This is a genomic window from Nitrogeniibacter aestuarii, assembly GCF_017309585.1.
GTDB lineage: Bacteria > Pseudomonadota > Gammaproteobacteria > Burkholderiales > Rhodocyclaceae > Nitrogeniibacter > Nitrogeniibacter aestuarii.
Genome location: NZ_CP071321.1, coordinates 4,282,698 through 4,308,480 on the forward strand (window position 1 = coordinate 4,282,698; position 25,783 = coordinate 4,308,480).

A 25,783-nucleotide genomic window follows, 5' to 3' on the forward strand; every position below is an offset into this window, starting at 1 on the left:
CCATCTCTCTGTGTTTTGTCAGTTGCGTTTGGCCAGCCAGGCCTCGATGTCCGTCCGCAGTGCCTCAAGGGTATGGATCAGGCCGTCCGGGTCCGCGTCGGCCAGTGTCTGTTCGCCCAGCTTCGCTTCCGCTTCGCCGGCCGCGGCCTGCAACGCCAGCGCCGCCACATTGCCGGCCTGCCCGCGCAACTTGTGAATGATCCGGCTGGCGGCGAGTACATCGCCGGCCTCTCCCGCCTCGCGCAAGACGGCTGCGACGGTGTGGGTGTTACGCATGAAGGTGTCCAGCACCGACGCAAAGAACGCCTGATCGCCCAGCATCAGCGCGCTCGCCATCTCAGAATCAATGCCCGCGATGTGCGGCCAGGGCGCATCGACGGGCGATTCAAGCGCGTTCGGGCCAGCGCCGACAAGCGCAACCGTGCCCCCCTTGGCAAGCTCCACACACCCACGTACGACACGCACGAGCATGACGGGATCGACCGGCTTGGACAGGTGCTCGCACATGCCCACATCGACTGCGCGGGCGATGTCGGCCTTGGTGGTCCCGGCGGTCAGCGCGACGATCGGCGGGCAGGCCGCCGGATTGAGCGAACGAATCCTCTGCGTGGTTTCGAAGCCATCCATACCCGGCATCTGGACGTCCATGAGAACAACGTCGAAGGCTTCGCCGCTCTCGATTCGCGCCAGTGCGGCCTCGCCCGACTGACAGATTGTCACGATCGCCCCCTGCAGGCCGAGCAGTCGCTCCACCACCCGCAGGTTCAGTTCGCTGTCGTCGACAGCCAGCGCCCGCACATCGGCCAGCCAGAGGTGTTTTGACGACAAGCGGGAATTCAGGCTCAGACGGCCCGGTGCGGCACCATGAGCCACAACAAGTTCATTGATGGCATTGAACAGGGACGAGCCGTTCAAGGGACCTGCGAGGTGGGCACACAGCGCCTGACGGGCGTCGCCAAGCATCAACACCGGTACCGGGCGTTCGACGCCACGCAGCGTGTCGAGCAAGACGACGGTCAGCCCGGGGTCGCCCACCAGCACACAGTCGATCCAGACGGACTGCAGCCGCTCGCACACCTGCTGAGGCGCACTGCAGCTTCCGTCAATCACATCCAGCGTCCACCCGAAGCTCTGGCAGTACGACCGGATCTCGCCCACTTGTGCCGGGTCCGAACCAACCAGCAACACCCTGACGTCTTCCCGGCTTGCGCTCGGTCCGAGGCTGAGCGTGGCACTGGCATCGGGAATCCCGAACGGCAACTCGATCCAGAACCGGGCGCCGGCGCCCACCGCACTTTCGCAGCCGATGCGCCCATTCATCAGCTCGACCAGCCGCTTGACGATGGACAGGCCCAGACCGCTGCCGCCGAACTTGCGGCTGGTGCTCGAATCGGCCTGCACGAAGGGGTCGAACAGCTTTGCCTGACGCTCCGGATCAATCCCGATCCCGGTATCGCCGACGGTAAAGCGAACCATTACCCGGTCATCCGCCGGCAACGGCTCGGCGATGCTCAGGTTCAGACGTACCGAGCCCACCTCGGTGAACTTGATGGCGTTGCTGACGAGATTGACGAGAATCTGCTGCAGCCGCGACGGATCGAGCGTTACCTTGTTCGGCACGCCCGCGGGGACGGCCCCGATCTCCAGCACGATGCCCTTGGTCTCGGCAGCGGCGCGGAACATGTGACGCAGGTTGTCGAGCACATCGGAGATCAGGAAATGACGCGCTTCGATCATCAGTTCGCCCGCCTCGATGCGCGAGAAATCGAGCACGTCGTTGATCAACGCCAGCAATGCGTTGCTCGACGACTGAATGGCGGCCACGTCTTGGCGCTGATCCTCTGTCAGCTCCCCGCGGCTCATGAGGTAGCTCATGCCGACGATGGCATTGAGCGGCGTGCGGATCTCATGGCTCATGGTGGCCAGGAATGCGCTCTTGGCGGCACTCGCCGCCTGCGCCTGGTCACGCGCGGTCTTGAGGCTGTCCTCGAACTGGCGCCGCTGGCGGACATCGATCACCGTGGCGATGGCGCGCCGCCGTGCGCCACTGCCGAACATGTTCAGATTCACCGCCACCGGGAATTCATGCCCATCCCGGTGCCGCGCCATGAGCGCCTGCTCTGGCGTGTTCTCGGCCATCTTGCGAGGCGAGGGCCGCGCAAAGTAGCCCGCGCGCAGGTCCGGGTGCGCTCTTTGCAGCCGCTCGGGAATCAGGCATTCGACCGGCTGACCCACCAGCGCATCGTGCTCGTAGCCGAACAGCGCACACAGTTCGCGGTTGGCATGGACAATCACGCCCCGATCGTCCACCACCAGGATGCCGCTCGGTGCCGCATCGATCAGCGCGCCCAGTTCAGCCTCACGGCCTTCGAGCAACTCCATCTGTTCGCGCCGGCGGCGCACGTCACGCTCCACGTACCAGGCGGCAATCAGCATGAAGGCGGCCATGGCCCCCAGCACGCTGGCCATGGCGATGCGCCCGGGGAATGAATTCACGAACGAGTTTGCGAACAGGGTCTGGGCCGGCACGAAGCGGACGGACGTCCATCGGTAGTGGCCTGGCGATGTAGTGAGAGTATCGGCGTGGCGTGTGCGACCGGAGCCAAGGGGCTCCATGCGATGAAACAGCAGCAAACCGTTTTCATCCAGCAAGCGGCCGTTGTCGTCGCCACTGGCCATGGCAGCCGACCACGCGGGCCGCACACGGGCCAGACGGGTGTCTTCCTGCGTGGCCCGCACGAGCCAGTCACTCATGCTTTGCCGGCTGTCCATCATGACCTGACCGCGGGCGTTGACCAGCAGGTTGTCGACCGGATCGCCCACGCCGGCAAAGGTGCGCAGGCGCTCTTCGATCCTGTTCGCGTTGTAGTTCATGACGAGCACACCCGTCTTCTTGCCGTCGCTGTCGTACACCGAGGCGGTGAAGCGAATCGTCGGACGCAGCGGCTGCTCGACCCGGCCGTGCTCCATATTCAGTTCAAGTGCCGAGATGTAGCGCTCATGGGGCTGCAGCGCGCGGCTGTGTGTGAAGTACGGGCGATCCGCCTTGTTCTGCAGCGCCTCGGGGGGGACCACCTCGGTTCGACCACCGCGGAAGTTGACCCGCACGCGCTCCTGACCGTCCAGGTCGAGCAGGCGGATCTGGTCGTAACGGGCGCTCTCCTGCCCGTAGGCCACGAAAAGCGCCGGGAGCTTCTCAAGCGCGGCAGCGTCAGCGGACCACCGATACAGCGAAATGGCGGCGACCAGCGTGTCCAGATCGCCAATCACGTCGTCGAATTCCTGCTGGACGACCACCTCGACCGCGCGCAGGTACCCCTCTTCGCGCGAAGCAACCACTTCGAAGCGGCTGTTCTGATACTGCTCGAAGAGCAACTTCAGCCCCAGGCTGGCGACCAGCAACACCGGTACGGCGAGCACCACGAAACGACGCAGCGTGCCGCGGATCGTCCGGGCGCTCAGCGCCGCGCGTCTGGAAAGCGCGGCTTCGGGTGTCGGGGCATGTTCGGCCATCAACCCATATCGGGTCGAAATACGCCAAACTTTATGCGCTTCGGGCGGCTCAGCCTGTCGGCACGTGCCTCATGGCATATATATTTCGTCGTAGAAGCCGCTGACCTGCAGTTTGATGGTCACCATCTGGTTGCCGTTGTTCTTCCAGTACCAGCCGTGATGGCCGTCGAACGGCGCGCGAAAGGTGCCACGCCCACCCGTGAGCGCATCTTCGATCCAGTAGCTGGTGAAGTCGTCCTCGGCCGCATCGGCCGCATTGCCGTGCATGTCCACATGCACCGGCCCACCCTCGGCGGACCAGTCGAACACGAAGCTCTGGCCGGTTTTCATCACCGCCTTGATCTCGAGTCCCTGCCCCGGCATGAGTGGCAGGGTGAGGGTTTTCGACTGCAGCGCGGTGTCGGCGCGCGCCACCGTCTCGGCGGTCACGGTCTGGCTCGCCACCTCGGCCTCGTGCAATGCACCAAGCCCCATCTTGCGCCCCAGCCCCGTCGGGTCGATACCGTACTCCGCCGGCAGCACGGCCAGCACCAGAACGACGGCGGCAATCACGATGGCCAGCAGTGTCGCCTTCACAAGGCTTCGCGAACTGGGCAGCCCCTCCGGGTCGAGGTCACCGATATCGTGCAATGGCGTGTGGTGCTTGGTCGTGTCGGTCATGTCTCAACTCTCGATCAGGTAGCCGGTGAGCTGATAGCCCACCAGCACAAAGCCCGCCACCATGAGCAGCACGTTGGCGCCAAAGGCCTGGCGGGCAAAGGCGTGGCTGCGGCGCCAGGCGTCCATGGCAATCAGGATCGCCCCCAGCGCAAGGATCTGGCCAATCTCCACGCCCACGTTGAAGGCGATGATGTTGGCCACCAGCCCCTCCTCGGGCAGGGCGAAATCCTGCAGCTTGGTCGCCAGACCGAAGCCGTGGAACAGCCCGAAGACCAGCACCGCGGCACGGGTGTCGGGCTGCACGCCGAACCAGACCTTGAAGGCCCCCAGATTGTCGAGCGCCTTGTACACCACCGACAGGCCGATGATCGCGTCCACGAGGTAGGGATTGACGTGGGTGCCGCTGAGGACCCCGTACAGCAGCGTCACGCTGTGGCCGACGGCAAACAAGCTCACATAGAGCCCCACGTCTTTCATGCGGTAGAGAAAGAAAATGACCCCGACCAGGAACAACAGATGGTCGTAGCCGGTGGCCATGTGCTTTGCCCCCAGGTAGATGAAGGGCAACAGCTGTGTCCCGCTGCTTTGCTGCATGAACTGGGCATCGCCTTCGGCCACCCCATGCGCCAGCGCCCCCGCTGCGAACAGCGAGAGCAGCATGGGCAACATGATCGGGCCGGCAACGCGAGAAAAGGAGAAACGCATGGGGTCAGGCTTGGCGACTCAGGTGGCGGCTAGGCTAGCACACTGACACTTTCGGACGAGTGGCAGTAAGCATTGGTTCCCACGGGCGGTCTCATTCAGGTCTCCCCTGAATTCGAGTGCCATGCTGATACGCCGACCTGCCGATATCGCGCCCTCCGAGATCACGCCCCAAACGGTGTTTGAATCCCGCCGCCGCTTTCTTGCGCACGGCGGCGCGCTGCTGGCCGGTGCCACCCTGGGTCTGCCGGCCCATGCAGCCAACGCGCCTGACACGACCCCATTGACGCCGCTCGCGGCCAGTCGCTTTTCCACCAACGAGACACCGACCCCGCTTAAGCAACTGCTCGAGTACAACAATTTCTACGAATTCGGCTCCTCGAAAGGCGATCCGTCGCTCTACGCCCACAAACTGCCGATCCGCCCCTGGGCGATCACCATCGACGGCCTGGTGCGCACGCCCGTCACGCTCGACATCGACCGCCTGCTCAAGCTGGCCGCGCTCGAAGAGCGGATCTACCGCCTGCGCTGCGTCGAGGCCTGGTCCATGGTCGTGCCCTGGGTGGGCTATCCCCTCTCGACCTTGCTCAAGCACGTCGAGCCGCTGGGCTCGGCCAAATACGTGCGCTTCGAGAGCTACTACGATCCCGAGGTGATCACGCCGCATTTCTTCGGCTTTCTGGAGTTTCCCTACGTCGAGGGGCTGCGCCTGGACGAGGCCATGCATCCGCTGACACTGCTCGGCCTCGGGCTGTACGGCGAAACCTTGCCCCGTCAGAACGGCGCTCCGGTGCGCATCGTGGTGCCGTGGAAGTACGGCTTCAAGAGTGCCAAGTCGATCGTGCGCATCACCTTCACCGAAGATCAGCCGCTCACCAGCTGGCCCAAGGCCGATCACAAGGCCTACGGTTTCTTCGCCAATGTGAATCCGCAGCTGCAGCATCCACAGTGGGACCAAAGCCGGGAACGGCGTATCGGCGAGCTTTTCAAGCGCGACACCCTGCCCTTCAACGGATATGCCGAACAGGTTTCCAGCCTCTATGCCGGCATGGATCTGCAACGTGCATTCTGAAAAAAACAAACGTCATATCAGCCACTTGCAAACACAAAAAGCGTGACAAAAGGCCGACCGCTCGTCAGGGAAATCTGGAGAAACGCTAGACACAAGGCGTAGAAAGCCTATAGTGAAATCGACATTTGTTGCAGCGCAACAAACCCCGAGAGAGGCGGCCCACAGAAGGCCGAGTCAGGGAAGGGAGCAAAAACATGTCAGCCCACAGGGAGTATTGCCATGGATACCCAACTCGTCGCCTATTTGCTCAGCGCCGCCGTCAAGGTCTCGGGCCTGCCGCCCGTCCCCGTCGAGTCGCTGCCTGAGTTCATCCCCATGCCCGGCAGCATGCTCAAGGCCGAAGCCTGCAAGGAAAAGGTCGCCAACTGCCGCGGCATCGTGGCTTTGTTCGACATGGAGCGCAATCGCGTGCTCTATCGGGACGACCTGGACGTGGACGACCCGTCCGATAACTCCTTCCTGGTGCACGAACTGGTTCATGTGCTGCAGTACGCCCAGGGGGGCGATGCCATTTACAAGGACTGTCCGTCCCTCGTGCAGACCGAACGCGCCGCCTACGCCGCCCAGAACATGTATCTGCACGCCCAGGGTCAGTTGCTGCGCGTCGGGCGTATCATGCAATTCGCACGCTGCGCACCGCCCCCGGGCACGACCGCAGCGGCTCACGAACCCATGACGCACTAGGCGCGCGACCGCGGGCCTGAGAGAGGCCCGATGCCCGCCCCACTCCCCGACCATGTCCAGCACGCCATCGAACTGTTCTCGCCGCTGGGCATCATCCGCACCAAGCGGATGTTCGGGGGCTGGGGGTTCTACGTGGACGACCTGTTCTTTGCGCTGATCGCGCAAGACACCCTGTATCTGAAAGCCGATCCGCAGAGCGCGCCGCAGTTCGAAGCGGCCGGTGGCGAACCCTTCACCTATGAGCGCGAAGGCAAGCCCTTCACGCTCGGCTACTGGACACCGCCCGACAGCGCACTGGACAGCCCCGCCGCCATGGCGCCGTGGGCGCGTCTGGGCATTGATTGCGCGCTGCGCCACCGCAAGACCAAACCGGCCAGAAAGCCACGGCGCGGCGCCCCGGGCGCCTGAATGATGTCCGCGGTGTCAGCAGCTGATCAATTCACCTCTTCGGTCCGCTTGTCCAGATAGGCCTTGATCGCCCAGACCGCCTCCTGGGTAAAGACGGTCTCGTAGCCAGGCATGGTGACCCGGCCTTCACTGTTTTTCTTGCCGTTGAGCACCACGTCGCGGAAGTATTCGTCGCTGTCATTCAGACATGAGGCCTTGCTGTCAGCAGACATGCCGGCACAGTCGGACGTGAGCCTGAGCAGGTCGGGTGCCATGCCACCGGACACGGCATTGAGGCCGTGACACGCCGCGCAGTTGTGCTTGTAGCCCTCGGCGCCGATCTCGATGGCCTTTTCATTGCCACGATAGGGATCGGCATCGAGCCACTCGCTACCGAGCTGTGTCAGTGCGTGCGTATCCACCGGGTGCGGGGTGACATCCCCGTGGGCATGGACAACCGCCGCCGACAGCGTCAGCAAGAGGGATGCGGAAAAAAGACGAGCGCGACGGCCCGCGTCAGACAAGGACATGGGATTCTCCCGGGTCAGTGACAAGCCCAGCGGCGCGGCGCGCAGAACCTGGCGGTGTATGGATGTTTCACCACGCGACCCCGGCGACGACCGCAGTCGCCCCGGAACCTCTCCCTCCGCCGGCCGGGCCGACGACTGTCCGCTACTTCATGCCGTGCTGACTCAGCCAGTCGGAGAACGATTCGTCCGCCGCCTGATCCTTGAGCCGCTCCACGTTGAGCAGCATGTTCTCCACCATGGTGTGGGCGGCAATCGCCGTCATCACTTCCAGGCGTGATTCGATATCGAGCCCCTGATCCGCCAGCACTTCATTGACTTCGCAGAAGTGACTGGCCATCAACTGACGCGCATCCTGCTCGTCGATGGAGAGCAGACCGAAATCGAGCGGATCTTCCCGCTCGATGTCTTCCATGAGGTGTTCTACGCTCTGAGGGGTCATGCGCGGCTCCTTGCGAAGTGGGCTCTCGCCCCCCTTGCATCAAGGATGCACCAACACCCTCGAGGAAAAGGGGTTTAAGGCATTGGACCACAGCCACGCAAAAAATTCCCGCCTGGGGCTGATAAATAGCGGTCCGGACCGCATCAGCGCTGTGACGCTTGCCGCTGCAGCACCTCGTTGGTTTCGCCGCCGTCGACACTGCCGTCGGCCCGGTAGTGCATGAAATCGAAAACCTCGCCCTGATCGACCGTGACGGTCTGCCCGGTCTTGAGGTTGTCCACAAAGCGCGGATCGCTGAGCAGCATGCCGGTCATCTTGTCATCCACCCACTGCATGACCTCAACCCACATCCATTCATTGCCGTCCGCATGTGTGAAGGGCGCCTTGACCAGAAAGCGCTCGCCCGGTGGCAAGCCTTTCTGGACCAAGGGCCTGAATGACGACAGACGCGCCCTGGCACGCTCGCTCGCCGCGATCAGTTCGTCGTCGCCGTGATCCCCCATGATGACCTGGTCCTCGGGCTTGCCGAAGAAGGCCGTTGAAAACGCGCGCTGGGCAACACGGGGCTCCTGATCCTGTGTGGCGGAAAAGGTCATCGCCGCGAGCGCGTTCTGCGGGTCACCATCGTCACGGCGCGCTTCACGCAACCAGATGCGCGCCTTGCCGGCCCCGTCGGACTGGATCTCTTCGAGCAAGACCTCGCGCACCCGGTCGTGCTTCAGCCCACGGGCGTCCAGCACGATCGCGCCCGCCGCGTCGGGGCGCGCACCCTCGACCAGCCGCTGGGCAAGCCCGTTGAGCGCATGGCCCAGCGGTCGGGTCAGTGACGAGGCCGTCTCCTCAAGCACCAGATCGGGTAGCCCGAATTTCTCCATCCCCAGTGAAATGGCGCGAAAGCTGTCATCGCTCTGATAGGCATGAATGGTGGTCTGGCGGATCACATCGGGGATGTCGCCCTGCCAGCTGTCGATGCGTTGCTCTTTCCAGGCGGCGGGACTGAAGGCCTCGCGGGTGGCCTCGTCCCAGATCACCACGCGCCCCTGAGCGGCCAGCGCCGCCGCGAGCGTTTGCGCCCGGCGCAGCGCCGAATCCGCTTCACCGGCCGGATGCACGAACAGCATCACCAGGGCCGATGGCGCCTGCTGGAGCGCTTCGCCCTGCTCGCGTGTGAGCCCGCGCCCGAAATAGCGCAGGAAGTTCATGTCCGGCGGTGCAAACCGGGTGGCCAGATCCTCCCGGATGTAATCGAAGCGCACCGCCGCCGGTGCTTCGGCCGATTCGGGAATGTCATCGACAACCGTCACGCCGGGGAACGCCGACGCAACAAGCTGCCGGGCGGCTGCAACCGGGTCAGACTCAGGGGCGTCCAGGTGATACAGCGCAATCACGAAGCCCACGCGCCCGGGCGACCATGCCGAACCGGGAAGCGGCTCGCCCGGCGCCGATGCCGTCACCGTTGAAAAAACGCAGACGAAGGCGATGAACAGCGACTTCAGGACCGGCACAGGACACCTCGAACGGGAAACGGAACCCGCCCATTGAAATGGCATGGACGGCGCCGGTCAAGGCGCGCATGTCACGCCCGGCGCTTGCCCTTTGCCATGATGGTCACGCCGCCGATGACCAGCGCGGCCCCGGTAAGCTGTGCCACCCCCATGGGCTCCGTCAGCAACACCCAGCCAAAGGCCAGGGTGATGATGGGGCCGAAGCTGCCCATGAGCGCCACCGGCCCCGCACCGATCCGGCGGATGGCCTCTGACAGACACCACACCGGCATGACCAGACAGAACAGCCCCATCGCCAGGGCGTACAGGTGCACCTCGAGCGGCTGATCGAGCGCCGCGAGCGGACGCATGAGGATGAATTGCCCGATGGCGAGCACCGCAGCAAAGATCGAACCGCCCGCGGTCACCCGCGATGTCCCGAGCCGCCCCACCACCTGACCATTGAGCATCAGGTACAGCGCATACGAGACCGCCGAGCCGAAAACCAGCGCACTGCCGAGCACGATGGCGTCGGTATTCCCCGCCACCGAAAAATCATGCGCAACGGCAATGGCCACCCCGAAGTAGGTCAGGATCAGGGCCGCCATCACCCGGCCGGTCAGCGGCTTGCCGAGAAACAGGGCGGAGAGCACGACGACGATGGTCGGATAGATGAACAGAATCACCCGCTCCAGCCCGGCGCTGATGTAGTCGAGACCAAGGAAGTCCAGATAGCTCGCCAGGTAATAGCCGAGGAGCCCGAGCAGGGCGAGCCAGGCATAGTCGCGCCGATCCAGCGGTGCCTTGCCATTGCGGGTCGTGGCACGCGCACGCCAGCCCATCACGGCGAACACCGGCAGACTGTAGGCCAGACGCAACGCGAGCAGGGTTTCGGCATCGACCCCGTGACGATAGGCGAGCTTCACGAAGATGGCCTTGAAGGAGAACCCCACGGCCGCCAGCAACGCAAAGACCAGCCCGGCAAGCGGGAGCGTGTGGGTGTCGGCGGTGGCGGTCTGGCAGGTACTCATGGCAACTCCTGATTCGGAGCATTCATTTAGCCACCGGGCACCGCATTGCACAATTGCTATGATGCGAGCACAGTGTTCGTCAAAACCGAAAGCTCGCCATTTACCCGATGCGCTACGACCTCACCGATCTCAGACTCTTCCTCGCCGTGGCGGACGCCGGCAACCTGTCACGCGGCGCGCACCAGTGCCACCTTGCCGTGTCATCGGCGAGTCACCGCATTGCCCGGCTGGAATCGGCGTTCGGCGCCACTCTACTGAACCGGCAGGCACGCGGTGTCACGCTGACCGAAGCCGGCCAGGTGTTTCGCGAGGGCGCCCGCAACACCCTGGCCCGGCTCGAACAACTGCATGCCGACCTGGCCCCGTTCGCCAGTGGCGTGCGCGGTCAGGTTTCGCTGTGGGCGAACACCAACGCCACCAACGTCTTCCTGCCTGACGACCTCGCCGACTACCTCCGTGCACACCCGCAGGTGCGTGTCACGCTCAAGGAAGCGGCCAGCCCGGACATCGTGCATGCGGTGGCCCAGGGCGAAGCGCAGATCGGCGTGGTGGCGGGCGATGTAAGCACCGGCGAACTGCATGTGCAACGCTACCGCGATGACCACCTGGTGCTGGTGGTGCCGCCGGGCGACGCGCTGGCCTCACGGGCACGGGTGAAGTTCGCAGAGGTGGTCGATTCGCCCTTCGTGGCCCTGCACGCGGGCACGGGCATTCACAGTTTTCTCATGAACAAGGCGGCCGAACTGGGGCGGCATCTGGATGTGCGCATCCAGGTGCATGGCTTCGAGGCCGTGCTGGGCATGGTGTCGGCCGGTGTCGGCTTCGGTCTGGTGCCGCGCTCCAGCGTCGAGCGCTCGCGCCGGCCGCATCAGGTGGTCACACTGGCACTGGCGGACGACTGGGCCCGGCGCGATCTGCGCCTGCTGGTGCGCGACCCGGCGGCGCTGTCATCACACGCGCGGGCGCTCTTCGATCGACTCGCGCAGGGGGCCGGGCCCCCGCGCTAGATTTACGGCATGCTCTTGCTCGACACAGCCCCCGACGCGAGCCCCGGAGGTATGCGTGCACGCAGCACGCGCGGGCTTCATGTCACGCCGCGCTGCTTCCGGTATTGATCGACCGGAAGACCGCCAATCCCCCAGTCTTCGAGCTCGACCTCCTCGATGATCACGAACGTGGTCGCAGGGTCCTTGTCGAGCACGCGCTGAAGCATTTGCGTGCTCTGGGCAATCAGTTCGGCCTTCTGCTCGGGCGTGGCGCCCTCGCGCGTGATCTGAATCTTCACGTACGGCATGTCATTCACCCTCGGCCTGGATCTCGGTATGAAAGACCTTGGCGGCAATCCTCCAGCGGCCGTCGTCCTTCACCATGCTGAGAAAGTCGGTAAAGATGCGCGGGCCGATGCGGCATCGCACGCGTGCCATGGCGACATGTGGTCCGGCGAACTCGATGGCATCGACGCGATCCGCTCGCGCTTCGCGACGTTGCTCCCCTGACACCCGGCCTGCCACAATCGGCAGGTACTCCGCCATCGAGCGGAACACCAGCGCGCCTTCCGGGGCCCCGAAATACCGGGCTTCCGGGTGAAAGACGCGCTCGAGAAGTGCAGCATCGCAGCGGTAGAGCCCGTCGAAGTAGTCATCCAGACAGGCCAGGACCTCGGCATAGGCATGATCGGCGCCCATCATTGCGACCCCAGAAGCCCTTCCGCAGCCAGGACTCGGCGCACTGCCGGCCGTTGGCGGACGCGATGAACGAAGGCGTCCAGATTGGCGAGCCCGGACAGATCCACATCCACCATCGGTGCCCAGCTCGCGGTCACGAACAGGTACGCATCTGCCGCCGTGAAAGCGTCGCCGGTCAGGTGCGTCTTGCCTGCCAGCTGATCCTCGATCCATGCATATCGGGAACGCAGCGTCTTGCGAAAAAAGGTCTTGCTCGCGGCATCGACCTGCGGTTTGAACAGCGGGGTGTACGCCTTGTGGACTTCCGACGTCAGAAAGTTCTGCCACTCCATGACGCGGTAGCGCTGCCGGGAGCCACCGGCTGGCATCAGATCCAGACGACCTGCGCTGTCGGCCACGAATTGAGCAATGACCGGCCCTTCGGTCAGATGCGCGCCATCGTCGAGTTCGAGGACCGGCACCGCCTTCTTGGGATTGATGTCGGCCAGGGCTTTGCCGCTTTCGGTGGCTCCCGATACCAGATCGACCTTTTCAATACGGTAGGGCAATCCGCATTCTTCGAGCACGATGTGGACCGCCTGTGAGCAGGCACCGGGTGAGTAGTAGAGCTTCATGGGTATCTCCGGAGGGTGGTAACGAACGCCGAGTCTCACCCATCACAGCGGGCCGATAAACCTGTGTAGGATCACAACACTCTTTACACCCCGTAAATACTTATGCCACTACAGTTCAATGACGTTCAGCTCGCCAGCCTGGAACTCTTCTGTGCCGCGGCGGAACACAATTCGTTTACGCGCGCGGCGCAGGTCCTCGGCGTGACGCCGGCCACCATCAGCCGCAGCGTCGCACGACTCGAAGCGCGTATGAACCTGCGGCTGTTCGTCCGCACAACCCGCCAGATCAGGCTCACGGACGCGGGCCGCCGCTATTACGAGCAATGCCACCTGGCACTCGCCCAGTTGGCCGAGGCCGAACGCACCATCACGGGCGCCCAGGTCGAACCCGCCGGCCTGCTTCGGATCAGCATGCCGTCGACCTACGGAAAATACCGCCTGCTTCCGCGGCTACCCGCGTTTCGCGCCCGTTACCCGGCGGTACGTATCGAGGCCAACGTCACCAACAGGAATATCGATCTGGTGAGCGAAGGCTACGACCTGGCCATTCGCGTGCGGCCGCCAACCGACGCCAATCTCATCGTGCGGCCCCTCGAGCGGGTACCGGTCGTCGTCGTGGCGACACCCGACTATCTGGAACGCGCCGGCATTCCGAATCATCCGGAGCAGTTAGCCGGTTGCGAGTGCATCCAGTTCCTCCAACCCAAGAACGGACGCCCCATGCCGTGGCGCTTCAACATTGATGGCCAGGAGTGCGCGATGGAGACGCACGGCAGCTATACCTGCAGCGACGAGATCCTCGCCTGCGTCGAGCTTGCCCGGGCAGGCGCCGGGCTCACGCAGTGCATGCGTTTTCTGGTCGAAGACGATCTCGCCAGCGGGCGACTGGTCAGTGTGCTCGACGCATTTGCCGTCAGCATCGATTCAATTTCGCTGCTGTATCCGCACCGTCGATACATGCCCCTGCGCACGCAGGTCTTCATCGACTTCATGCTCGAGATGAGCGCAGCCGCGCGTGTTTGAGCGGCATGCCGCTCAGGGGGCAGGCGTCGGATCCACATCCCGATAGGCCTCGGGCACAAAACGTGGCGTGCAGATCGCGAGAAAGACCAGATCGCCCCCGCCAGTGTTGACGACGCGCTGACGCACCCCGGGCGGGATGACCACAACGGCACCCGGCATGACGGGTTGCGGCGCGCCGTTGCCGATCTCGGCCAGACCCTCGCCCTGCTCGATGAGGTAGCGCTCGGCGATGCCGTCGAGCACATGCCAGCGCGTGATGCCGCCCACCGGCACCCGGGCGCGCGCCACCGACACGCCCGGATCACTGGCCGTGTTGTGACATTCCGTGATGAAACAACCTTCTTCGAACCAGTATTCGTCCGCCATCGGCTCAGCGCGGCCCGCCCCAGGCATCGGCCAGCGCGTCGTAGTGCAGCATGGCGACCGTCTCGGCCAGGGCGCCGGCTTCCCATTCCTTCATGGCCGGCAAGTCCAGCATGGTGTCGCGGTACAGGGCGGCCACGCGCGGCAGTTCCACATTGAAGGTATTGAAGCGCCAGACCACGGGCGCGAACATGGCATCGGCGACCGAAAATTCGCCAAACAGAAAGTCGCCGCCACGCCCGAAACGCTCCCGGCAGTCCGTCCACACCTCGGCAATACGCTTGACGTCGGCCTTCACGTCATCAGCCAGCGGCGCCCCCTTGAGGCGCAGCTTGATGTTCATGGGCATGGCCGAGCGCACGGCACCGAATCCGGAATGCATCTCGCAGGCCACGCTGCGTGCCCGAGCGCGGGCAATGCCATCGACGGGCCACAGGCCTTTGTGACGTTCGGCCAGAAATTCGGCGATGGCCAGCGTATCCCAGATGGGAAAGCCGTCCACATGCAGGCAGGGCACGAGACCGTTGGGCGAGTAGTCCCGGTGCCTGGGGTTGGGGCCCGTGCCGGCCACCTCGACCTTTCTGGGCTCGAAGGGAATGTTGAAGTGCTTGAGCAACACCCATGGGCGCAAAGACCATGAGGAGTAATTCATGTTGCCGAAATAGAGCGTGTACGACATGGGGCCATCCTCACAGTCGGCCCGACGGGCCGGCGACAACCCCATGGTAGCGCCAAGCGCGCCCGGCCGTCATGGGCCGGAAGGCGCTGGCAAGCTGCGGTTTCCCTCGGCGTGCAAAACGCAGCCCCCCCAAGGGAAACCCTGACTTGGGGTCAGGGGAGCGGGCGGATCACGGTGAGTGCGCCACGGATCTGGCCGACGGAATAGCCCGTGGCGCGGTCATTCGGGTAGCTCTTGTCCAGCTGAGCCTGGAGATCCGGCTCGATCTGGCCGGCGCCACCATGACAGCCCAGGCACACATCGGCCACGGGCAGGGCGCGCATGTAGCGGAAGACCTGCTTGCCGTCGGCCCGGGTCATGACCTCGCCCACTTCCAGCGAAGCCGGCGACTCGCCGTTGGCCGCGCGGATGTTGAAGTCGGCCAGCTGGGTGGCCTCCCAGACGTCGGGCGTCGCGCGATCGGCATTACGGGTCTTGAGACTCACCCGCCGCATGTTCCAGCCCAGCTCCTTGGCCTTGGCCTTGAGCAGCGAGGGGGCCTTTTCCTTGCACACGGGAATGGCGCCGGCATGGCCTTCGGCCTTGATGGTTTCCTTCATCATGCCAACCACCTTGGGCACCACCGGCATGGCCTGTTTGCGGGTGTCGATCTTGAGGGCTTCGGCATCCTGGGCCACGGCGGAACCGGCCATCAGCAGGCCGGCGAGGATCATGAGCGGGCGCATGACTTTCTCCATAAGCAAAGTCTTATATTCTAGCGCCATTTCCTGGCCCGGACATGACAAAGGCAGGCCCACGGCCTGCCTTCGAGGTGCGACACGGTGTCGCAGTGCTGCGGCTGGCGCCGCAGCCCGTCAGCGCTTTCCGCCGAGAATGGACCCCAGGACGCCGCGAATGATGGCTCGCCCCACCTGGGTGCCCACGCTACGCGCCGCACTCTTGGCCGCCGACTCGATGATGCTGTCGGAACGCCGCGAACGCTTGCCGCCACCGCCGAACATGCCGCCGAGCATGTCGAGCAGGCCACCGCCGCCCTCTTCTTCCTCGGCCTTGCCACGTGCAGCGGGCTTGGCTTCGGCTTCTTCTTCCTTCTGGCCGAAACCGGCCTGGATTTTCTCGTAGGCCGACTCCCGATCCAGCGCCTTTTCGTAGTGCCCGTAGATCAGCGAGCCCTTGATGGCCTGATCGCGCTCGGCGTCGGTCATGGGGCCGAGGCGGGAGCCCGGCGCCACCACCATGCAGCGCTCAGTGATCTGCGGGCGGCCCTTCTCGTCCAGGAAAGAGATCAGCGCCTCGCCCACGCCCAGCTCGGTGATGGCCTCGGCCGCATCGAACTTGGGGTTGGCGCGCATGGTGTCGGCAGCCGTCTTGACCGCCTTCTGGTCGCGCGGGGTGAAGGCGCGCAGGGCGTGCTGCACCCGGTTGCCGAGCTGACCGAGCACCGAATCGGGCACGTCCAGCGGGTTCTGGGTCACGAAGTACACGCCCACGCCCTTGGAGCGGATCAGGCGCACCACCTGCTCGACCTTTTCGAGCAGCGCGTCGGGCGCGTCCTTGAACAGCAGATGGGCCTCGTCGAAGAAGAACACCATCTTGGGCTTTTCCGGGTCGCCCACTTCCGGCAGTTGCTCGAAGAGCTCGGCCAGCAGCCACAGCAGGAAGGTGGAGTACAGCTTGGGGTTGTTGTAGAGCTTGTCCGCCGCCAGCACGTTGACCACGCCCTTGCCGCTGGCGTCGGTCTGCATCAGGTCGGAGATGTCGAGCATGGGCTCGCCGAAGAACAGGTCACCGCCCTGCTCCTCGATGGACAGCAGGCCGCGCTGGATGGCGCCGATTGAGGCCGCCGACACGTTGCCATACTGGGTCTTGATCTCTTTGGCATTGTCGCCCACGAACTGCACCATCGCGCGCAGGTCTTTGAGGTCGAGCAGCAGCAGGCCGTTGTCGTCCGCCACGCGAAAGACGATCTGCATCACGCCCGACTGGGTGTCGTTGAGATTGAGCAGGCGCGACAGCAGCAATGGCCCCATGTCGGACACGGTCGCCCGCACCGGGTGGCCGGACTGACCGAATACATCCCAGAACACGGTGGGATTCTTGATCGGCTCGAAAGACTCGATACCGATGGCCGCGAGTCGCTTCATGAGCTTCTCGGAGCCCACGCCCTCGACCCCCACCCCGGACAGATCGCCCTTCACATCGGCCACGAACACCGGCACGCCAATGCTCGAGAACGATTCGGCCAGTTTCTGCAGCGTCACGGTCTTGCCGGTACCGGTGGCGCCGGTGATCAGCCCGTGGCGGTTGGCGAGGCGGGGCAACAGGCAGATGTCCTGGCCGTCACAGCGGGCAATGGGCAGGGGAGCGGTCATGGTCGATGTCCAGCGGAAAAAATAAACGAAAGACTTACTTTAGCAAGCACGAGGCGCGCCGGGTTCAGCGACCACACCCGGCCACGCAGGCATCGTAGGTATTCAGGCAGCTCTGGCTCTGGCCACAATGGAACAGACGGTCACCGCACTTGTGCACGCACATGTCCCAACCGGGCTCGGGGGTGAAGGCCGGCTTGGCCTGCAGGCTGCATGAGGCGAGTTCGAAGCCGCGATTGGGGCCCGGAATGCGCTGCCATTGCTCCGGGGTGAAAACCAGTTCGGACTGCAGTGCGGCCACATCGCCCTCGCCGCGCAGCAGGCCGGAGCGCTGTAGCGTGCTCAACCCCCAGCAATCGGCCTGTTTGGCATTTTCGACCGTGCGTGCCTCTCGGGCCAGGCCAAGGTTGTGCCGGGCACATTCATGCGCATACAGAAAAGCACGGGCGGGGTCCGAGATGCCCGGCAGCGCGCGCGGATTGTAGAGAAGGGTGAATCGGCCCTGTTCGACCACGGTGGTGACCACCTCGGGCAGGCTCTCGTCGACACGGCTGGGCACGGCTCGACCGGAAGCATCGGTACAACCGCGGAAAGTAAGATCCTGGGCACCAGCCAGCGAGGGCATCAGCAGGCAGGCCAGCAGGGCGAAAACGAGACGCAGCGCGGTCATGGATTACCTCGGCATTTCATATGCATGGAACGGGGCATTTTGACAGACTCGGCGCCGCTCGGGGACATCTCGGGCACGCGCGCGCGCAGCGCGTATAATGTCGCCTTTCAATTTCGGCGCAATTCATGCGCCCCTGGCCGGCATCGCGCCGGCCTGCTGTGAACGAGCAACCGGAGAGGTTTTATGGCGGGTCATAGTAAATGGGCCAACATCCAGCACCGCAAGGGTCGTCAGGACGCCAAGCGGGGCAAGGTCTTCAGCAAGCTGATCAAGGAAGTCACCGTGGCGGCCAAGATGGGCGGCCCCGACCCCACGTCCAACCCGCGACTGCGCCTGGCCATCGACAAGTGCAAGGGTGAATCCATGCCCAAGGACAACATCGAAAACGCCATCAAGCGCGGTGCTGGCCTGCTCGACGGCGCCAACTATGAAGAGTCGCGCTACGAGGGCTACGGCATCGCCGGCGCCGCCGTGATCGTCGATTGCCTGACCGACAACAAGGTGCGTACCGTCGCCGACGTGCGTCACGCCTTCTCCAAGTACGGCGGCAACCTGGGCACCGACGGCTGCGTGGCCTTCCAGTTCGATCACGTCGGCCAGCTCATGTTCGCCCCGGGCATCGATGAAGACGCCATCATGGAAGCCGCGCTCGAAGCCGGCGCTGACGACGTGATCGTCAACGACGACGGCTCCATCGAAGTGATCACCGGCCCCGCCGAACTCTCCGACGTGAAGGAAGCGCTCGAAGCCGCCGGCTACAAGGCCGAAGTGGGCGAAGTGATCATGAAACCCCAGAACGAAACCGAACTGACCGGCGACGACGCCGCCAAGATGCAGAAGCTGCTCGACGCGCTGGACAGCCTCGACGACGTGCAGGAGGTGTATACCTCGGCGGTGTTTGACGAAGCCTGAACGGGCTGAGTGCGTTGGCGAAAGCGGCGACCTTCGGGTCGCCGTTTTTTGTTTGGTCGGCGGTATGAGTCATTCGCGGTTTCCATGGCCATTGGCCGGGTTTCGCCCCGGCGGGCACCTCACTTTCTTGCTTGTGCAAGAAAGTGAGCAAAGAAGCACAGCCCACGGTCGCGTCGCCTGCGGCGATACCCAATCGCCAAACACCGGGGGCGGCGTGCTTCGCCAACTCGCCCTGCGGGCTCAGACAGCGAAGCCCGTGTTTCCGCCCCCAGCGCTAGTCGATTGGCGCGATCGAGGGCGAAGCGGACGTGCCACTCTTGTAACATCCGCAGCCCAGCCAAGCGCAGCGACACCGGGAACATCGCATTAAAAGAACTCGCCACCTGAGTCCGGCACACCCCCAATCCCTCTGTCGTGCCGAGTCGCCCGGATGATCAGCAGAAAAAGTGGCTGCGCTGTTTGAGCCCGAAGGGCGAGTTGGCGCAGCCACCTGCTGAGCGTTCGGGCAGGGAGGGGAGCCCGCAGGGCCACGAAAAGCGGGATGCGTCTCTTTGCCTACTTTCTTGCGCGTCAAGAAAGTAGGTCGCCCTTCAGGGCGAAACCAGCGGCGAAACAAGAATGGAATGGTGTTTAGCTGCAGCACTGAACTGATGGGTGAGGTCGTTCAGGCATGAACCGCCATTGGCCGGGTTTCGCCCCGGCGGGCACCTCACTTTCTTGCTTGTGCAAGAAAGTAAGCAAAGAAGCACAGCCCACGATCGCGTCGCCTGCCGGCGATTCCCAATCGCCAAGCCCCGGGCGCGGCGTGCTTCGCCAACTCGCCCTATCGGGCTCGGACAGCGAAGCCCGTTGTTCCGCCCCCGGCGCTTGTCGATTGGCGCGACCGAGGGCACTCCGGACGTGCCATTCTGGTGAGGTCAGTCGCCCACGCGAGCGAAGCGACGCCGCGAACAGCGAAACGTAAACGGACGGCCGTCACAGTTGGCACGTCCCCAATCCCTCTGTCGTGCCGAGTCGCCCGGATGAACGGCAGAAATAGCGGTTTCGCTGTCTGAGCCCCATCGGGGCGAGTTTGCGAAACCGCCTGCCGGGCGTTCGGGCAGCGAGGGTAGCCCGAAGGGCCACGACGGCGGGACGCGCTTCTTTGCCTACTTTCTTGCGCGTCAAGAAAGTAGGTCGCCCAAAGGGCGAAACCAGCAACCTGAAAATCTGGCACAGAGCCCAACGCCCAACACCATAAAGCGCCACAAATCCCCGGCGTCACCCCGCCCAACCGGTGCGACACACCTCCCCCCATTGGCGCGCCCCACCGCTTTGGGTACCCTTCCCCCCATGATGACGCCCGACCCACACACCTGAACCCCATGGACACCCTGCTCCAACAGATCGTCAACGGCCTGGTGGTCGGCAGCGTCTACGCGCTGGTCGCGCTCGGTTACACCATGGTCTACGGCATCCTCGGCCTGATCAATTTCGCCCACGGCGAGGTGCTCATGGTCGGCGCGCTCACCGCGCTGCAGGTGATCCTCTGGCTCATGGGCGTGGCGCCCGACATGGCGCCGCTGCTGATGCTCTCCATCGCCGTGGCGGTGGCCATCCCGGTGTGCATGTTGCTCGGCTACCTCATGGAGCGCCTCGCCTACCGCCGCCTGCGCAATGCTCCGCGCCTCGCGCCGCTGATCACCGCCATCGGCATGTCCTTTCTGCTGCAGACCCTGGCGATGATCCTCTGGGGGCGGGGCAACCACAGCTTTCCGCAGCTCATCTCCACCGAGCCCATCGCGCTGGTGGGCACGGTGGTGATCACCCCGGTGCAGATCGCCATCATCGTCATCTCGGCACTGATGATGGGCGGCCTGCTCATGCTGGTGAATCGCAGCCGCATGGGCCGCGCCATGCGCGCCACGGCCGAGAACCACAAGGTCGCGCAGCTCATGGGCGTGGACACCAACGGCGTGACCGCGCTCACCTTCATCCTCGGCGCCGGCATGGCCGCCGTGGCCGGGGTGATGATCGCCTCCAATTACGGCATCGCCAACTATTCCATGGGCTTCATGCCCGGCCTCAAGGCCTTCACGGCGGCGGTGCTCGGCGGCATCGGCAACCTCGCCGGGGCGGTCGTCGGCGGGCTGGTGCTGGGGCTGGTGGAAGCCATCGGCGCGGGCTATATCGAAGACATCTCCTTCGGCTTTCTCAACTCCAGCTATCAGGACATCTTCGCCTTCACTATCCTCGGGCTGGTGCTGATCTTCCGGCCCACTGGCCTGCTGGGCGAACGGGTGTCGGACCGGGCATGACCACCATGCCCCCGATTTCGACATGCCGATGGCCGGTTGAAACCGGCCCTACGGGGCGATACGCCAAACCGACGCGACACCGTAGGGCGGGATTCATCCCGCCAACACCCGAGGCCCGCTGATGGAAGAAATAGCCCGCCTCATCCCCGTCCTCGGCAAGAAGAATCCGCGCCTCGCGGTGTGGCTGGTGGCGATCATCGCCATCGCCGCGCCCATCATCGCGAACGTGGCCGTCGGGCGCAGCTGGGTGCGCATTCTCGACTTCGCCCTGCTGTACATGCTGCTGGCCATCGGCCTGAATCTGGTGGTCGGCTACGCCGGCCTGCTCGACCTGGGCTATATCGCCTTCTACGCCGTGGGCGCCTACACCTGGGCCTTTCTGGCCTCGCCCCATTTCGGCGTGCACCTGCCCTTCTGGATGGTGCTGCCCATTGGCGCGGCCTGCGCGGCGCTGGCGGGCATCATCCTGGGCTTTCCGGTGCTGCGTTTGCGGGGGGACTACCTCGCCATCGTCACGCTCGGCTTCGGGGAAATCATCCGCATCTTCCTCAACAACCTGAACCACCCGGTCAACATCACCAACGGGCCGCAGGGCATCGGCTCGCTCGATTCCATCCATTTCTGCGCGGGCGATCCACTCGCTGCGGCGGGCGAAGGCGTGCTCGACGCCCTGTGCGAATGGCAGTTCGGCAGTGGCCTGCGCGTGGGTGGATTCAAGATCCACTCCCTGTTCCTGTTCTACTACCTGTTCCTGCTGTGCGTAATCGGCGCCATCGTGTTCATGCATCGGCTGCAGGTCTCGCGCATCGGCCGCGCCTGGGCCGCCATGCGCGACGATGAACTGGCCGCCAAGGCCATCGGCATCAACACCCGCAACATGAAGCTGCTGGCCTTTGCACTGGGCGCGACCTTTGGCGGGGTATCGGGCGGGCTGTTCGGGTCCTTCCAGGGCTTCGTGTCACCCGAGTCCTTCTCGCTGATGGAATCCATCGCCGTGCTGGTCATGGTGGTCTTCGGCGGCATGGGCAACATCGCCGGGGCGCTGGTGGGTGCCCTCATCCTCAGCCTGTTGCCGGAGCTACTGCGCGAGGTGGCCGTGCCGCTGCAGGAAACGCTATTCGGCACCGTATTGCTCGACCCGGAAGTGCTACGCATGCTGCTCTACTCGCTGGCCATGATCCTCATGATGCTGCTGCGCCCACGCGGTCTCATCCCGGCCCGGGCCCGCTACGCCCGTGTCGAGCATGTGCGCGAGGCGAGCGCATGATCACGCTGCTGGAGGCAAAGCACATCGGCAAGCGCTTCGGCGGCGTCACCGCGCTAGCGGACGTGAGCCTGACCATCCGTCAAGGCGAGGTGTACGGCCTCATCGGCCCCAACGGCGCGGGCAAGACCACCTTCTTCAATGTACTCACCGGCGCCTACACGCCGGACGAGGGCGGGTTCGTGTTCGAAGGCAGCGCCCTGCCCACCGGCAAACCCCATCGCGTGGTCGAAGCCGGCATTGCCCGCACCTTCCAGAACATCCGCCTGTTCGGCGGCATGACCGCGCTGGAAAACGTCATGGCCGGCCACCACATCCGCACCCGCGCCGGGGTGTGGGGCGTGCTCACCCGCAACCGCCGGCAGCGCGAAGAAGAACGCCTCACCACCGCCCGTGCGCAGGAACTGCTCGACTACGTGGGCATCGCCCGCCACGCCCATGCGGTGAGCACCAGCCTCTCGTATGGCGACCAGCGCCGGCTCGAAATCGCCCGTGCCCTGGCCACCGAACCGCGCCTGCTCGCGCTCGATGAGCCCGCCGCCGGCATGAACGCCACCGAAACCGCGCAGCTCAAAACCCTCATCGAGCAGATCCGCACCGACGGCGTCACCGTGATGCTCATCGAACACGACGTAAAGCTGGTCATGGGCCTGTGCGACCGGGTCGCCGTGCTCGACTTCGGCCGCAAGATCGCCGAAGACGTGCCGGCCGAGGTGCAGCGCAATCCAGCGGTGATCGAAGCCTATCTGGGTGGGAGTGTCGCGGAGGCGCAGGCGGGATGATCAGAACCAGCGTTCGCAAACACCGCTGCGACTCCCTCCCCTTCAAGGGGAGGGCTGGGGTGGGGATGGGGTTAGAAAACCACCAAGAGCCCCAAAGCAACCCCATCCCCCACCCTGCCTCCCCCTTGAAGGGGGAGGTGCCCTCCACTTTTTGGCGCGATGGTGTCTTGTTCTTCGGAGGATGCCAATGACCAGCCCCCTTCTCGAACTCAAAGACGTCCACGTCAACTACGGCGCCATCGCCGCCGTCAAAGGCATCGACCTCAGCCTCAACACAGGCGAGCTGGTCTGTCTCATCGGCGCCAACGGCGCGGGCAAGAGCACCACGCTCAACGCCATCGCCGGCACCCTGCCGCTGGCCGGCGGCGAGATTCACTATCAGGGCCAGCCCATCGACGCCCTGCCCGCCCACAAACGCCTGCGCGCCGGCATCGCCCTCGTCCCCGAAGGCCGCGGCATCTTCACCCGGCTCACGGTGGAAGAGAACCTGCGCATGGGCGCCTACAGCCGCGACGACGACCAGATCGACGCCGACCTGGATCGCATGCTGTTGCTTTTCCCAAGACTCCGAGAACGACACACCCAGGTCGCCGGCACCCTCTCCGGCGGCGAACAGCAGATGCTCGCCATCGGCCGCGCCCTGCTCTCGCGACCCAAGCTGCTACTGCTCGACGAACCCTCCATGGGCCTTGCCCCGCTCATCGTCGAGAAGATTTTCGAGGTGGTGCAGCAAGTGAAAAACGACGGTGTGACCGTGCTACTGGTGGAGCAGAACGCCAATCTGGCACTGGAATTTGCGGAGCGGGGGTATGTGATGGCGTCGGGTGTGGTGACGCTGGCGGGGCGGGGAGATGAGCTGCTGGCGGATGCGGGGGTTCGGGCGGCTTACCTGGGTGGAGGGTAACGGTGTTTCTTCCCTAGGTTGTCGGCAGCGCTATGCCTCGTTTTGCAAACCGATGGTCCTACCCTCACAACAAGCAATGTCTACTAAATTTAGTCTAAATTAGTAGACATTGGTAGACACGAAGTACTAATGTCTACTAAAACGAGCACAAATTAGTAGACATGAAAATTCCGATGTCGCCGCCCGCCGAAGCCCGGCTTCTGGCCGAAATGAGCCGTGCAGACCTGCCCGCGCTCATGACTCACAGCGCCCCGCTGGTGAGCGGGAAGTATCTCCACTGGGACGAACTACGCCACAGAACACCACCTGACGCGCTCACGCTGGAGCAATGGTGGCTTGCCATCTGGCTGAGCCGCAACCCGACGCTCAAGTCTCTCCCTTTGGTGGATAAGCATGGCCACCCTTTCCGGCTCGCGACACCGGAGCCTGCACTCATCGCGCTTCACCACATCGACCGCGATGCGGCGGGCCAGATCCGTACCGAGGTCGCTGCGCCCATCCATGAGAATCGGGACCGCTACCTGCTGCACTCGCTCATCGAGGAGTCAATTACTTCCAGTCAGCTTGAGGGCGCCTCAACGACCCGGCGCGTCGCCGAGGCCATGCTGCGTGAAGGCCGCAAGCCTCGCGATCATGGCGAGACCATGATCTTCAACAACTACCACACCATGGAGCAGTTGCGTTCGCTGCGGGACGAAGCCCTGACGCCGGAACTCATCCTTGAGTTGCACCGGATGCTGACCCTCGACACCCTGGAAAACCCTGCCGATGCTGGACACCTGAGGCAGGCTGATGACGTGAACGTGGTCGACAATCGCGACGGCACGATTCTTCACCAGCCCCCCCGGTTCAAAGAGCTGCCTGAACGCCTCGAACGCCTGTGCGCCTTCGCCAATGCCGACGAACACAGCACTCCCTTCGTCCACCCGGTCATCCGCGCCATCCTGCTGCACTTCATGGTCGGCTACGATCATCCCTTCGTCGATGGCAATGGCCGCACCGCGCGCGCGCTGTTCTACTGGTCCATGGCCCGCAGCGACTACTGGTTGATGGAATTTCTCTCCATCTCCCAGTTTCTCAAAAAGGCGCCTGCCGCCTACGTTCAAGCCTATCTGCACACGGAAACCGACAAGAACGACACCACCTACTTCGTTCTTCACCAACTGGCCATCATCCAGAAAGCCATTGCCAGCCTGCACACCTACCTGGCACGTAAAATGGACGAACAAAGGGACGCAGAAAATCTGCTCTTTCGCTCACCGGGCATTCGTGGCCGACTCAACCACCGCCAACTCGCCCTGCTCACCTACGCGCTCAAGCACCCCGGCGAGCTTTATCGGGTCGCGACACATCAAGCGACACACAACGTTGTTTACCAGACCGCGCGCAACGATTTACTGGAACTCGAACGCGTGGGTTTTCTCGACAAGATGAAGCAAGGCAATGCCTTTGTCTTCTTTGCGCCTGACGATCTGCATCAGCGAATAGAAAAGTTTTCGGGCGAAATTGAATAGCCGGAATGACACTCACGCATCTACTGGGCATCGCCACAAACCCCTGCACATCTGCCCTTCAGACCGTACTAGACCTCGACCGGTGTTGCTTTATCCACCGCACTCTGGTGAGTTTCGGCTTCGCCTAACGCTCCCTAACCTTCCGCCTCCCACCGGAAATACATCTGAACGCCCATCCAGCGAAATAGCCCGAATGCCGCTTCGC

At 64.1% G+C, this 25,783-nt stretch carries 26 protein-coding genes; 11 read left to right on the plus strand and 15 right to left on the minus strand.

Annotation, left to right across the window (positions count from 1 at the left end):
- Positions 1 to 18: 18 nt before the first annotated feature.
- The 3 genes from J0W34_RS19880 to J0W34_RS19890 form a co-directional block, all read right to left on the minus strand.
- The gene (locus J0W34_RS19880) at positions 19 to 3,513 is read right to left on the minus strand and encodes an ATP-binding protein (RefSeq protein ID WP_230969943.1); all 3,495 of its coding nucleotides are present in this window, start codon (positions 3,511 to 3,513) and stop codon (positions 19 to 21) included.
- Positions 3,514 to 3,582: 69 nt separating this feature from the next.
- Complete coding sequence (locus J0W34_RS19885) at positions 3,583 to 4,173, minus strand: hypothetical protein (RefSeq protein ID WP_230969944.1); 591 nt, start codon at positions 4,171 to 4,173, stop codon at positions 3,583 to 3,585.
- Between the two features lie 3 nt (positions 4,174 to 4,176).
- The gene (locus J0W34_RS19890) at positions 4,177 to 4,878 is read right to left on the minus strand and encodes a HupE/UreJ family protein (protein ID WP_230969945.1); all 702 of its coding nucleotides are present in this window, start codon (positions 4,876 to 4,878) and stop codon (positions 4,177 to 4,179) included.
- 121 nt (positions 4,879 to 4,999) lie between these two features.
- Between J0W34_RS19890 and msrP the strand changes: the two genes are divergently transcribed.
- The 3 genes from msrP to J0W34_RS19905 all read left to right on the plus strand — a co-directional run bounded on the left by msrP (position 5,000) and on the right by J0W34_RS19905 (position 7,039).
- Entirely contained in the window at positions 5,000 to 5,947 is a 948-nt protein-coding gene (gene msrP, locus J0W34_RS19895) for a protein-methionine-sulfoxide reductase catalytic subunit MsrP (protein ID WP_230969946.1), read from the plus strand.
- Positions 5,948 to 6,166: 219 nt separating this feature from the next.
- Positions 6,167 to 6,631, plus strand: coding sequence for a hypothetical protein (locus J0W34_RS19900; protein WP_230969947.1), 465 nt, complete (start codon positions 6,167 to 6,169; stop codon positions 6,629 to 6,631).
- A gap of 30 nt (positions 6,632 to 6,661) precedes the next feature.
- Positions 6,662 to 7,039: a TfoX/Sxy family protein gene (locus J0W34_RS19905; protein ID WP_227816043.1), complete on the plus strand. Its 378-nt coding sequence runs from the start codon at positions 6,662 to 6,664 to the stop codon at positions 7,037 to 7,039.
- Between the two features lie 26 nt (positions 7,040 to 7,065).
- Here J0W34_RS19905 and pedF read toward each other — a convergent pair whose 3' ends face one another.
- From pedF to J0W34_RS19925, 4 genes are all read right to left on the minus strand, one after another.
- Complete coding sequence (pedF, locus tag J0W34_RS19910; protein WP_227816042.1) at positions 7,066 to 7,548, minus strand: cytochrome c-550 PedF; 483 nt, start codon at positions 7,546 to 7,548, stop codon at positions 7,066 to 7,068.
- Positions 7,549 to 7,690: 142 nt separating this feature from the next.
- Entirely contained in the window at positions 7,691 to 7,987 is a 297-nt protein-coding gene (locus tag J0W34_RS19915; RefSeq protein WP_227816041.1) for a hypothetical protein, read from the minus strand.
- Between the two features lie 143 nt (positions 7,988 to 8,130).
- Positions 8,131 to 9,492, minus strand: coding sequence for a DUF2314 domain-containing protein (locus J0W34_RS19920; protein WP_230969948.1), 1,362 nt, complete (start codon positions 9,490 to 9,492; stop codon positions 8,131 to 8,133).
- A 71-nt stretch (positions 9,493 to 9,563) separates the two neighbouring features.
- Positions 9,564 to 10,502 (minus strand): DMT family transporter, encoded by a 939-nt coding sequence (locus tag J0W34_RS19925; protein WP_227816039.1) that lies wholly within the window; start codon positions 10,500 to 10,502, stop codon positions 9,564 to 9,566.
- A 107-nt stretch (positions 10,503 to 10,609) separates the two neighbouring features.
- Between J0W34_RS19925 and J0W34_RS19930 the strand changes: the two genes are divergently transcribed.
- Positions 10,610 to 11,509: a LysR family transcriptional regulator gene (locus tag J0W34_RS19930; protein ID WP_230969949.1), complete on the plus strand. Its 900-nt coding sequence runs from the start codon at positions 10,610 to 10,612 to the stop codon at positions 11,507 to 11,509.
- Between the two features lie 77 nt (positions 11,510 to 11,586).
- Here the strand turns inward: J0W34_RS19930 and J0W34_RS19935 are convergent, their stop codons facing one another.
- From J0W34_RS19935 to gstA, 3 genes are read right to left on the minus strand one after another with little or no spacing between them, the layout of a single operon-like run.
- Positions 11,587 to 11,796 (minus strand): tautomerase family protein, encoded by a 210-nt coding sequence (locus tag J0W34_RS19935; RefSeq protein WP_230969950.1) that lies wholly within the window; start codon positions 11,794 to 11,796, stop codon positions 11,587 to 11,589.
- A 1-nt stretch (position 11,797) separates the two neighbouring features.
- Complete coding sequence (locus J0W34_RS19940; RefSeq protein WP_230969951.1) at positions 11,798 to 12,190, minus strand: nuclear transport factor 2 family protein; 393 nt, start codon at positions 12,188 to 12,190, stop codon at positions 11,798 to 11,800.
- The gene (gene gstA, locus J0W34_RS19945; protein WP_230969952.1) at positions 12,187 to 12,801 is read right to left on the minus strand and encodes a glutathione transferase GstA; all 615 of its coding nucleotides are present in this window, start codon (positions 12,799 to 12,801) and stop codon (positions 12,187 to 12,189) included. Before gstA ends, J0W34_RS19940 begins: the two co-directional genes overlap by 4 nt.
- 102 nt (positions 12,802 to 12,903) lie before the next feature.
- On the opposite strand from gstA, the gene J0W34_RS19950 reads away from it, so the two are divergent.
- A complete protein-coding gene (locus J0W34_RS19950) occupies positions 12,904 to 13,824 on the plus strand; it encodes a LysR family transcriptional regulator (protein WP_230969953.1) in 921 nt (306 codons plus the stop codon).
- Positions 13,825 to 13,836: 12 nt separating this feature from the next.
- Here the strand turns inward: J0W34_RS19950 and J0W34_RS19955 are convergent, their stop codons facing one another.
- From J0W34_RS19955 to J0W34_RS19975, 5 genes are all read right to left on the minus strand, one after another.
- The gene (locus tag J0W34_RS19955) at positions 13,837 to 14,190 is read right to left on the minus strand and encodes a cupin domain-containing protein (protein WP_227816033.1); all 354 of its coding nucleotides are present in this window, start codon (positions 14,188 to 14,190) and stop codon (positions 13,837 to 13,839) included.
- Positions 14,191 to 14,194: 4 nt separating this feature from the next.
- Entirely contained in the window at positions 14,195 to 14,866 is a 672-nt protein-coding gene (locus J0W34_RS19960; RefSeq protein ID WP_227816032.1) for a glutathione S-transferase family protein, read from the minus strand.
- Positions 14,867 to 15,018: 152 nt separating this feature from the next.
- Positions 15,019 to 15,591, minus strand: coding sequence for a Tll0287-like domain-containing protein (locus J0W34_RS19965; RefSeq protein WP_230969954.1), 573 nt, complete (start codon positions 15,589 to 15,591; stop codon positions 15,019 to 15,021).
- 129 nt (positions 15,592 to 15,720) lie between these two features.
- The gene (locus J0W34_RS19970; RefSeq protein WP_230969955.1) at positions 15,721 to 17,238 is read right to left on the minus strand and encodes a helicase HerA-like domain-containing protein; all 1,518 of its coding nucleotides are present in this window, start codon (positions 17,236 to 17,238) and stop codon (positions 15,721 to 15,723) included.
- A gap of 64 nt (positions 17,239 to 17,302) precedes the next feature.
- Positions 17,303 to 17,905 carry a hypothetical protein gene (locus J0W34_RS19975; protein ID WP_230969956.1) on the minus strand — a complete coding sequence of 201 codons (603 nt, stop codon included), beginning with the start codon at positions 17,903 to 17,905 and terminating at the stop codon, positions 17,303 to 17,305.
- Positions 17,906 to 18,088: 183 nt separating this feature from the next.
- Between J0W34_RS19975 and J0W34_RS19980 the strand changes: the two genes are divergently transcribed.
- The 6 genes from J0W34_RS19980 to J0W34_RS20005 all read left to right on the plus strand — a co-directional run bounded on the left by J0W34_RS19980 (position 18,089) and on the right by J0W34_RS20005 (position 25,578).
- On the plus strand, positions 18,089 to 18,817 hold the full coding sequence (locus J0W34_RS19980) for a YebC/PmpR family DNA-binding transcriptional regulator (RefSeq protein ID WP_227816027.1): 729 nt from the start codon (positions 18,089 to 18,091) through the stop codon (positions 18,815 to 18,817).
- A 1,364-nt stretch (positions 18,818 to 20,181) separates the two neighbouring features.
- Positions 20,182 to 21,114 carry a branched-chain amino acid ABC transporter permease gene (locus J0W34_RS19985; RefSeq protein WP_230969957.1) on the plus strand — a complete coding sequence of 311 codons (933 nt, stop codon included), beginning with the start codon at positions 20,182 to 20,184 and terminating at the stop codon, positions 21,112 to 21,114.
- Positions 21,115 to 21,235: 121 nt separating this feature from the next.
- A complete protein-coding gene (locus tag J0W34_RS19990; protein WP_230969958.1) occupies positions 21,236 to 22,381 on the plus strand; it encodes an ABC transporter permease subunit in 1,146 nt (381 codons plus the stop codon).
- Positions 22,378 to 23,160, plus strand: a complete 783-nt coding sequence (locus tag J0W34_RS19995) for an ABC transporter ATP-binding protein (RefSeq protein ID WP_230969959.1) — start codon at positions 22,378 to 22,380, stop codon at positions 23,158 to 23,160. The genes J0W34_RS19990 and J0W34_RS19995 overlap by 4 nt, the downstream gene beginning before the upstream one ends.
- Before the next feature lie 187 nt (positions 23,161 to 23,347).
- The gene (locus tag J0W34_RS20000) at positions 23,348 to 24,064 is read left to right on the plus strand and encodes an ABC transporter ATP-binding protein (protein WP_230969960.1); all 717 of its coding nucleotides are present in this window, start codon (positions 23,348 to 23,350) and stop codon (positions 24,062 to 24,064) included.
- A gap of 173 nt (positions 24,065 to 24,237) precedes the next feature.
- The gene (locus tag J0W34_RS20005; protein ID WP_230969961.1) at positions 24,238 to 25,578 is read left to right on the plus strand and encodes a Fic family protein; all 1,341 of its coding nucleotides are present in this window, start codon (positions 24,238 to 24,240) and stop codon (positions 25,576 to 25,578) included.
- Positions 25,579 to 25,783 lie beyond the last annotated feature (205 nt).

What these genes read in the sequence shown, in the direction of transcription:
- J0W34_RS19880 (WP_230969943.1), bottom strand. Translation starts at nt 3,513, where the DNA reads ATGGCCGAACATGCCCCGACACCCGAAGCCGCGCTTTCCAGACGCGCG.
- J0W34_RS19885 (WP_230969944.1), bottom strand. Translation starts at nt 4,173, where the DNA reads ATGACCGACACGACCAAGCACCACACGCCATTGCACGATATCGGTGAC.
- J0W34_RS19890 (WP_230969945.1), bottom strand. Translation starts at nt 4,878, where the DNA reads ATGCGTTTCTCCTTTTCTCGCGTTGCCGGCCCGATCATGTTGCCCATG.
- msrP (WP_230969946.1), top strand. Translation starts at nt 5,000, where the DNA reads ATGCTGATACGCCGACCTGCCGATATCGCGCCCTCCGAGATCACGCCC.
- J0W34_RS19900 (WP_230969947.1), top strand. Translation starts at nt 6,167, where the DNA reads ATGGATACCCAACTCGTCGCCTATTTGCTCAGCGCCGCCGTCAAGGTC.
- J0W34_RS19905 (WP_227816043.1), top strand. Translation starts at nt 6,662, where the DNA reads ATGCCCGCCCCACTCCCCGACCATGTCCAGCACGCCATCGAACTGTTC.
- pedF (WP_227816042.1), bottom strand. Translation starts at nt 7,548, where the DNA reads ATGTCCTTGTCTGACGCGGGCCGTCGCGCTCGTCTTTTTTCCGCATCC.
- J0W34_RS19915 (WP_227816041.1), bottom strand. Translation starts at nt 7,987, where the DNA reads ATGACCCCTCAGAGCGTAGAACACCTCATGGAAGACATCGAGCGGGAA.
- J0W34_RS19925 (WP_227816039.1), bottom strand. Translation starts at nt 10,502, where the DNA reads ATGAGTACCTGCCAGACCGCCACCGCCGACACCCACACGCTCCCGCTT.
- J0W34_RS19930 (WP_230969949.1), top strand. Translation starts at nt 10,610, where the DNA reads ATGCGCTACGACCTCACCGATCTCAGACTCTTCCTCGCCGTGGCGGAC.
- J0W34_RS19935 (WP_230969950.1), bottom strand. Translation starts at nt 11,796, where the DNA reads ATGCCGTACGTGAAGATTCAGATCACGCGCGAGGGCGCCACGCCCGAG.
- J0W34_RS19940 (WP_230969951.1), bottom strand. Translation starts at nt 12,190, where the DNA reads ATGATGGGCGCCGATCATGCCTATGCCGAGGTCCTGGCCTGTCTGGAT.
- gstA (WP_230969952.1), bottom strand. Translation starts at nt 12,801, where the DNA reads ATGAAGCTCTACTACTCACCCGGTGCCTGCTCACAGGCGGTCCACATC.
- J0W34_RS19950 (WP_230969953.1), top strand. Translation starts at nt 12,904, where the DNA reads ATGCCACTACAGTTCAATGACGTTCAGCTCGCCAGCCTGGAACTCTTC.
- J0W34_RS19955 (WP_227816033.1), bottom strand. Translation starts at nt 14,190, where the DNA reads ATGGCGGACGAATACTGGTTCGAAGAAGGTTGTTTCATCACGGAATGT.
- J0W34_RS19960 (WP_227816032.1), bottom strand. Translation starts at nt 14,866, where the DNA reads ATGTCGTACACGCTCTATTTCGGCAACATGAATTACTCCTCATGGTCT.
- J0W34_RS19965 (WP_230969954.1), bottom strand. Translation starts at nt 15,591, where the DNA reads ATGCGCCCGCTCATGATCCTCGCCGGCCTGCTGATGGCCGGTTCCGCC.
- J0W34_RS19970 (WP_230969955.1), bottom strand. Translation starts at nt 17,238, where the DNA reads ATGACCGCTCCCCTGCCCATTGCCCGCTGTGACGGCCAGGACATCTGC.
- J0W34_RS19975 (WP_230969956.1), bottom strand. Translation starts at nt 17,905, where the DNA reads ATGACCGCGCTGCGTCTCGTTTTCGCCCTGCTGGCCTGCCTGCTGATG.
- J0W34_RS19980 (WP_227816027.1), top strand. Translation starts at nt 18,089, where the DNA reads ATGGCGGGTCATAGTAAATGGGCCAACATCCAGCACCGCAAGGGTCGT.
- J0W34_RS19985 (WP_230969957.1), top strand. Translation starts at nt 20,182, where the DNA reads ATGGACACCCTGCTCCAACAGATCGTCAACGGCCTGGTGGTCGGCAGC.
- J0W34_RS19990 (WP_230969958.1), top strand. Translation starts at nt 21,236, where the DNA reads ATGGAAGAAATAGCCCGCCTCATCCCCGTCCTCGGCAAGAAGAATCCG.
- J0W34_RS19995 (WP_230969959.1), top strand. Translation starts at nt 22,378, where the DNA reads ATGATCACGCTGCTGGAGGCAAAGCACATCGGCAAGCGCTTCGGCGGC.
- J0W34_RS20000 (WP_230969960.1), top strand. Translation starts at nt 23,348, where the DNA reads ATGACCAGCCCCCTTCTCGAACTCAAAGACGTCCACGTCAACTACGGC.
- J0W34_RS20005 (WP_230969961.1), top strand. Translation starts at nt 24,238, where the DNA reads ATGTCGCCGCCCGCCGAAGCCCGGCTTCTGGCCGAAATGAGCCGTGCA.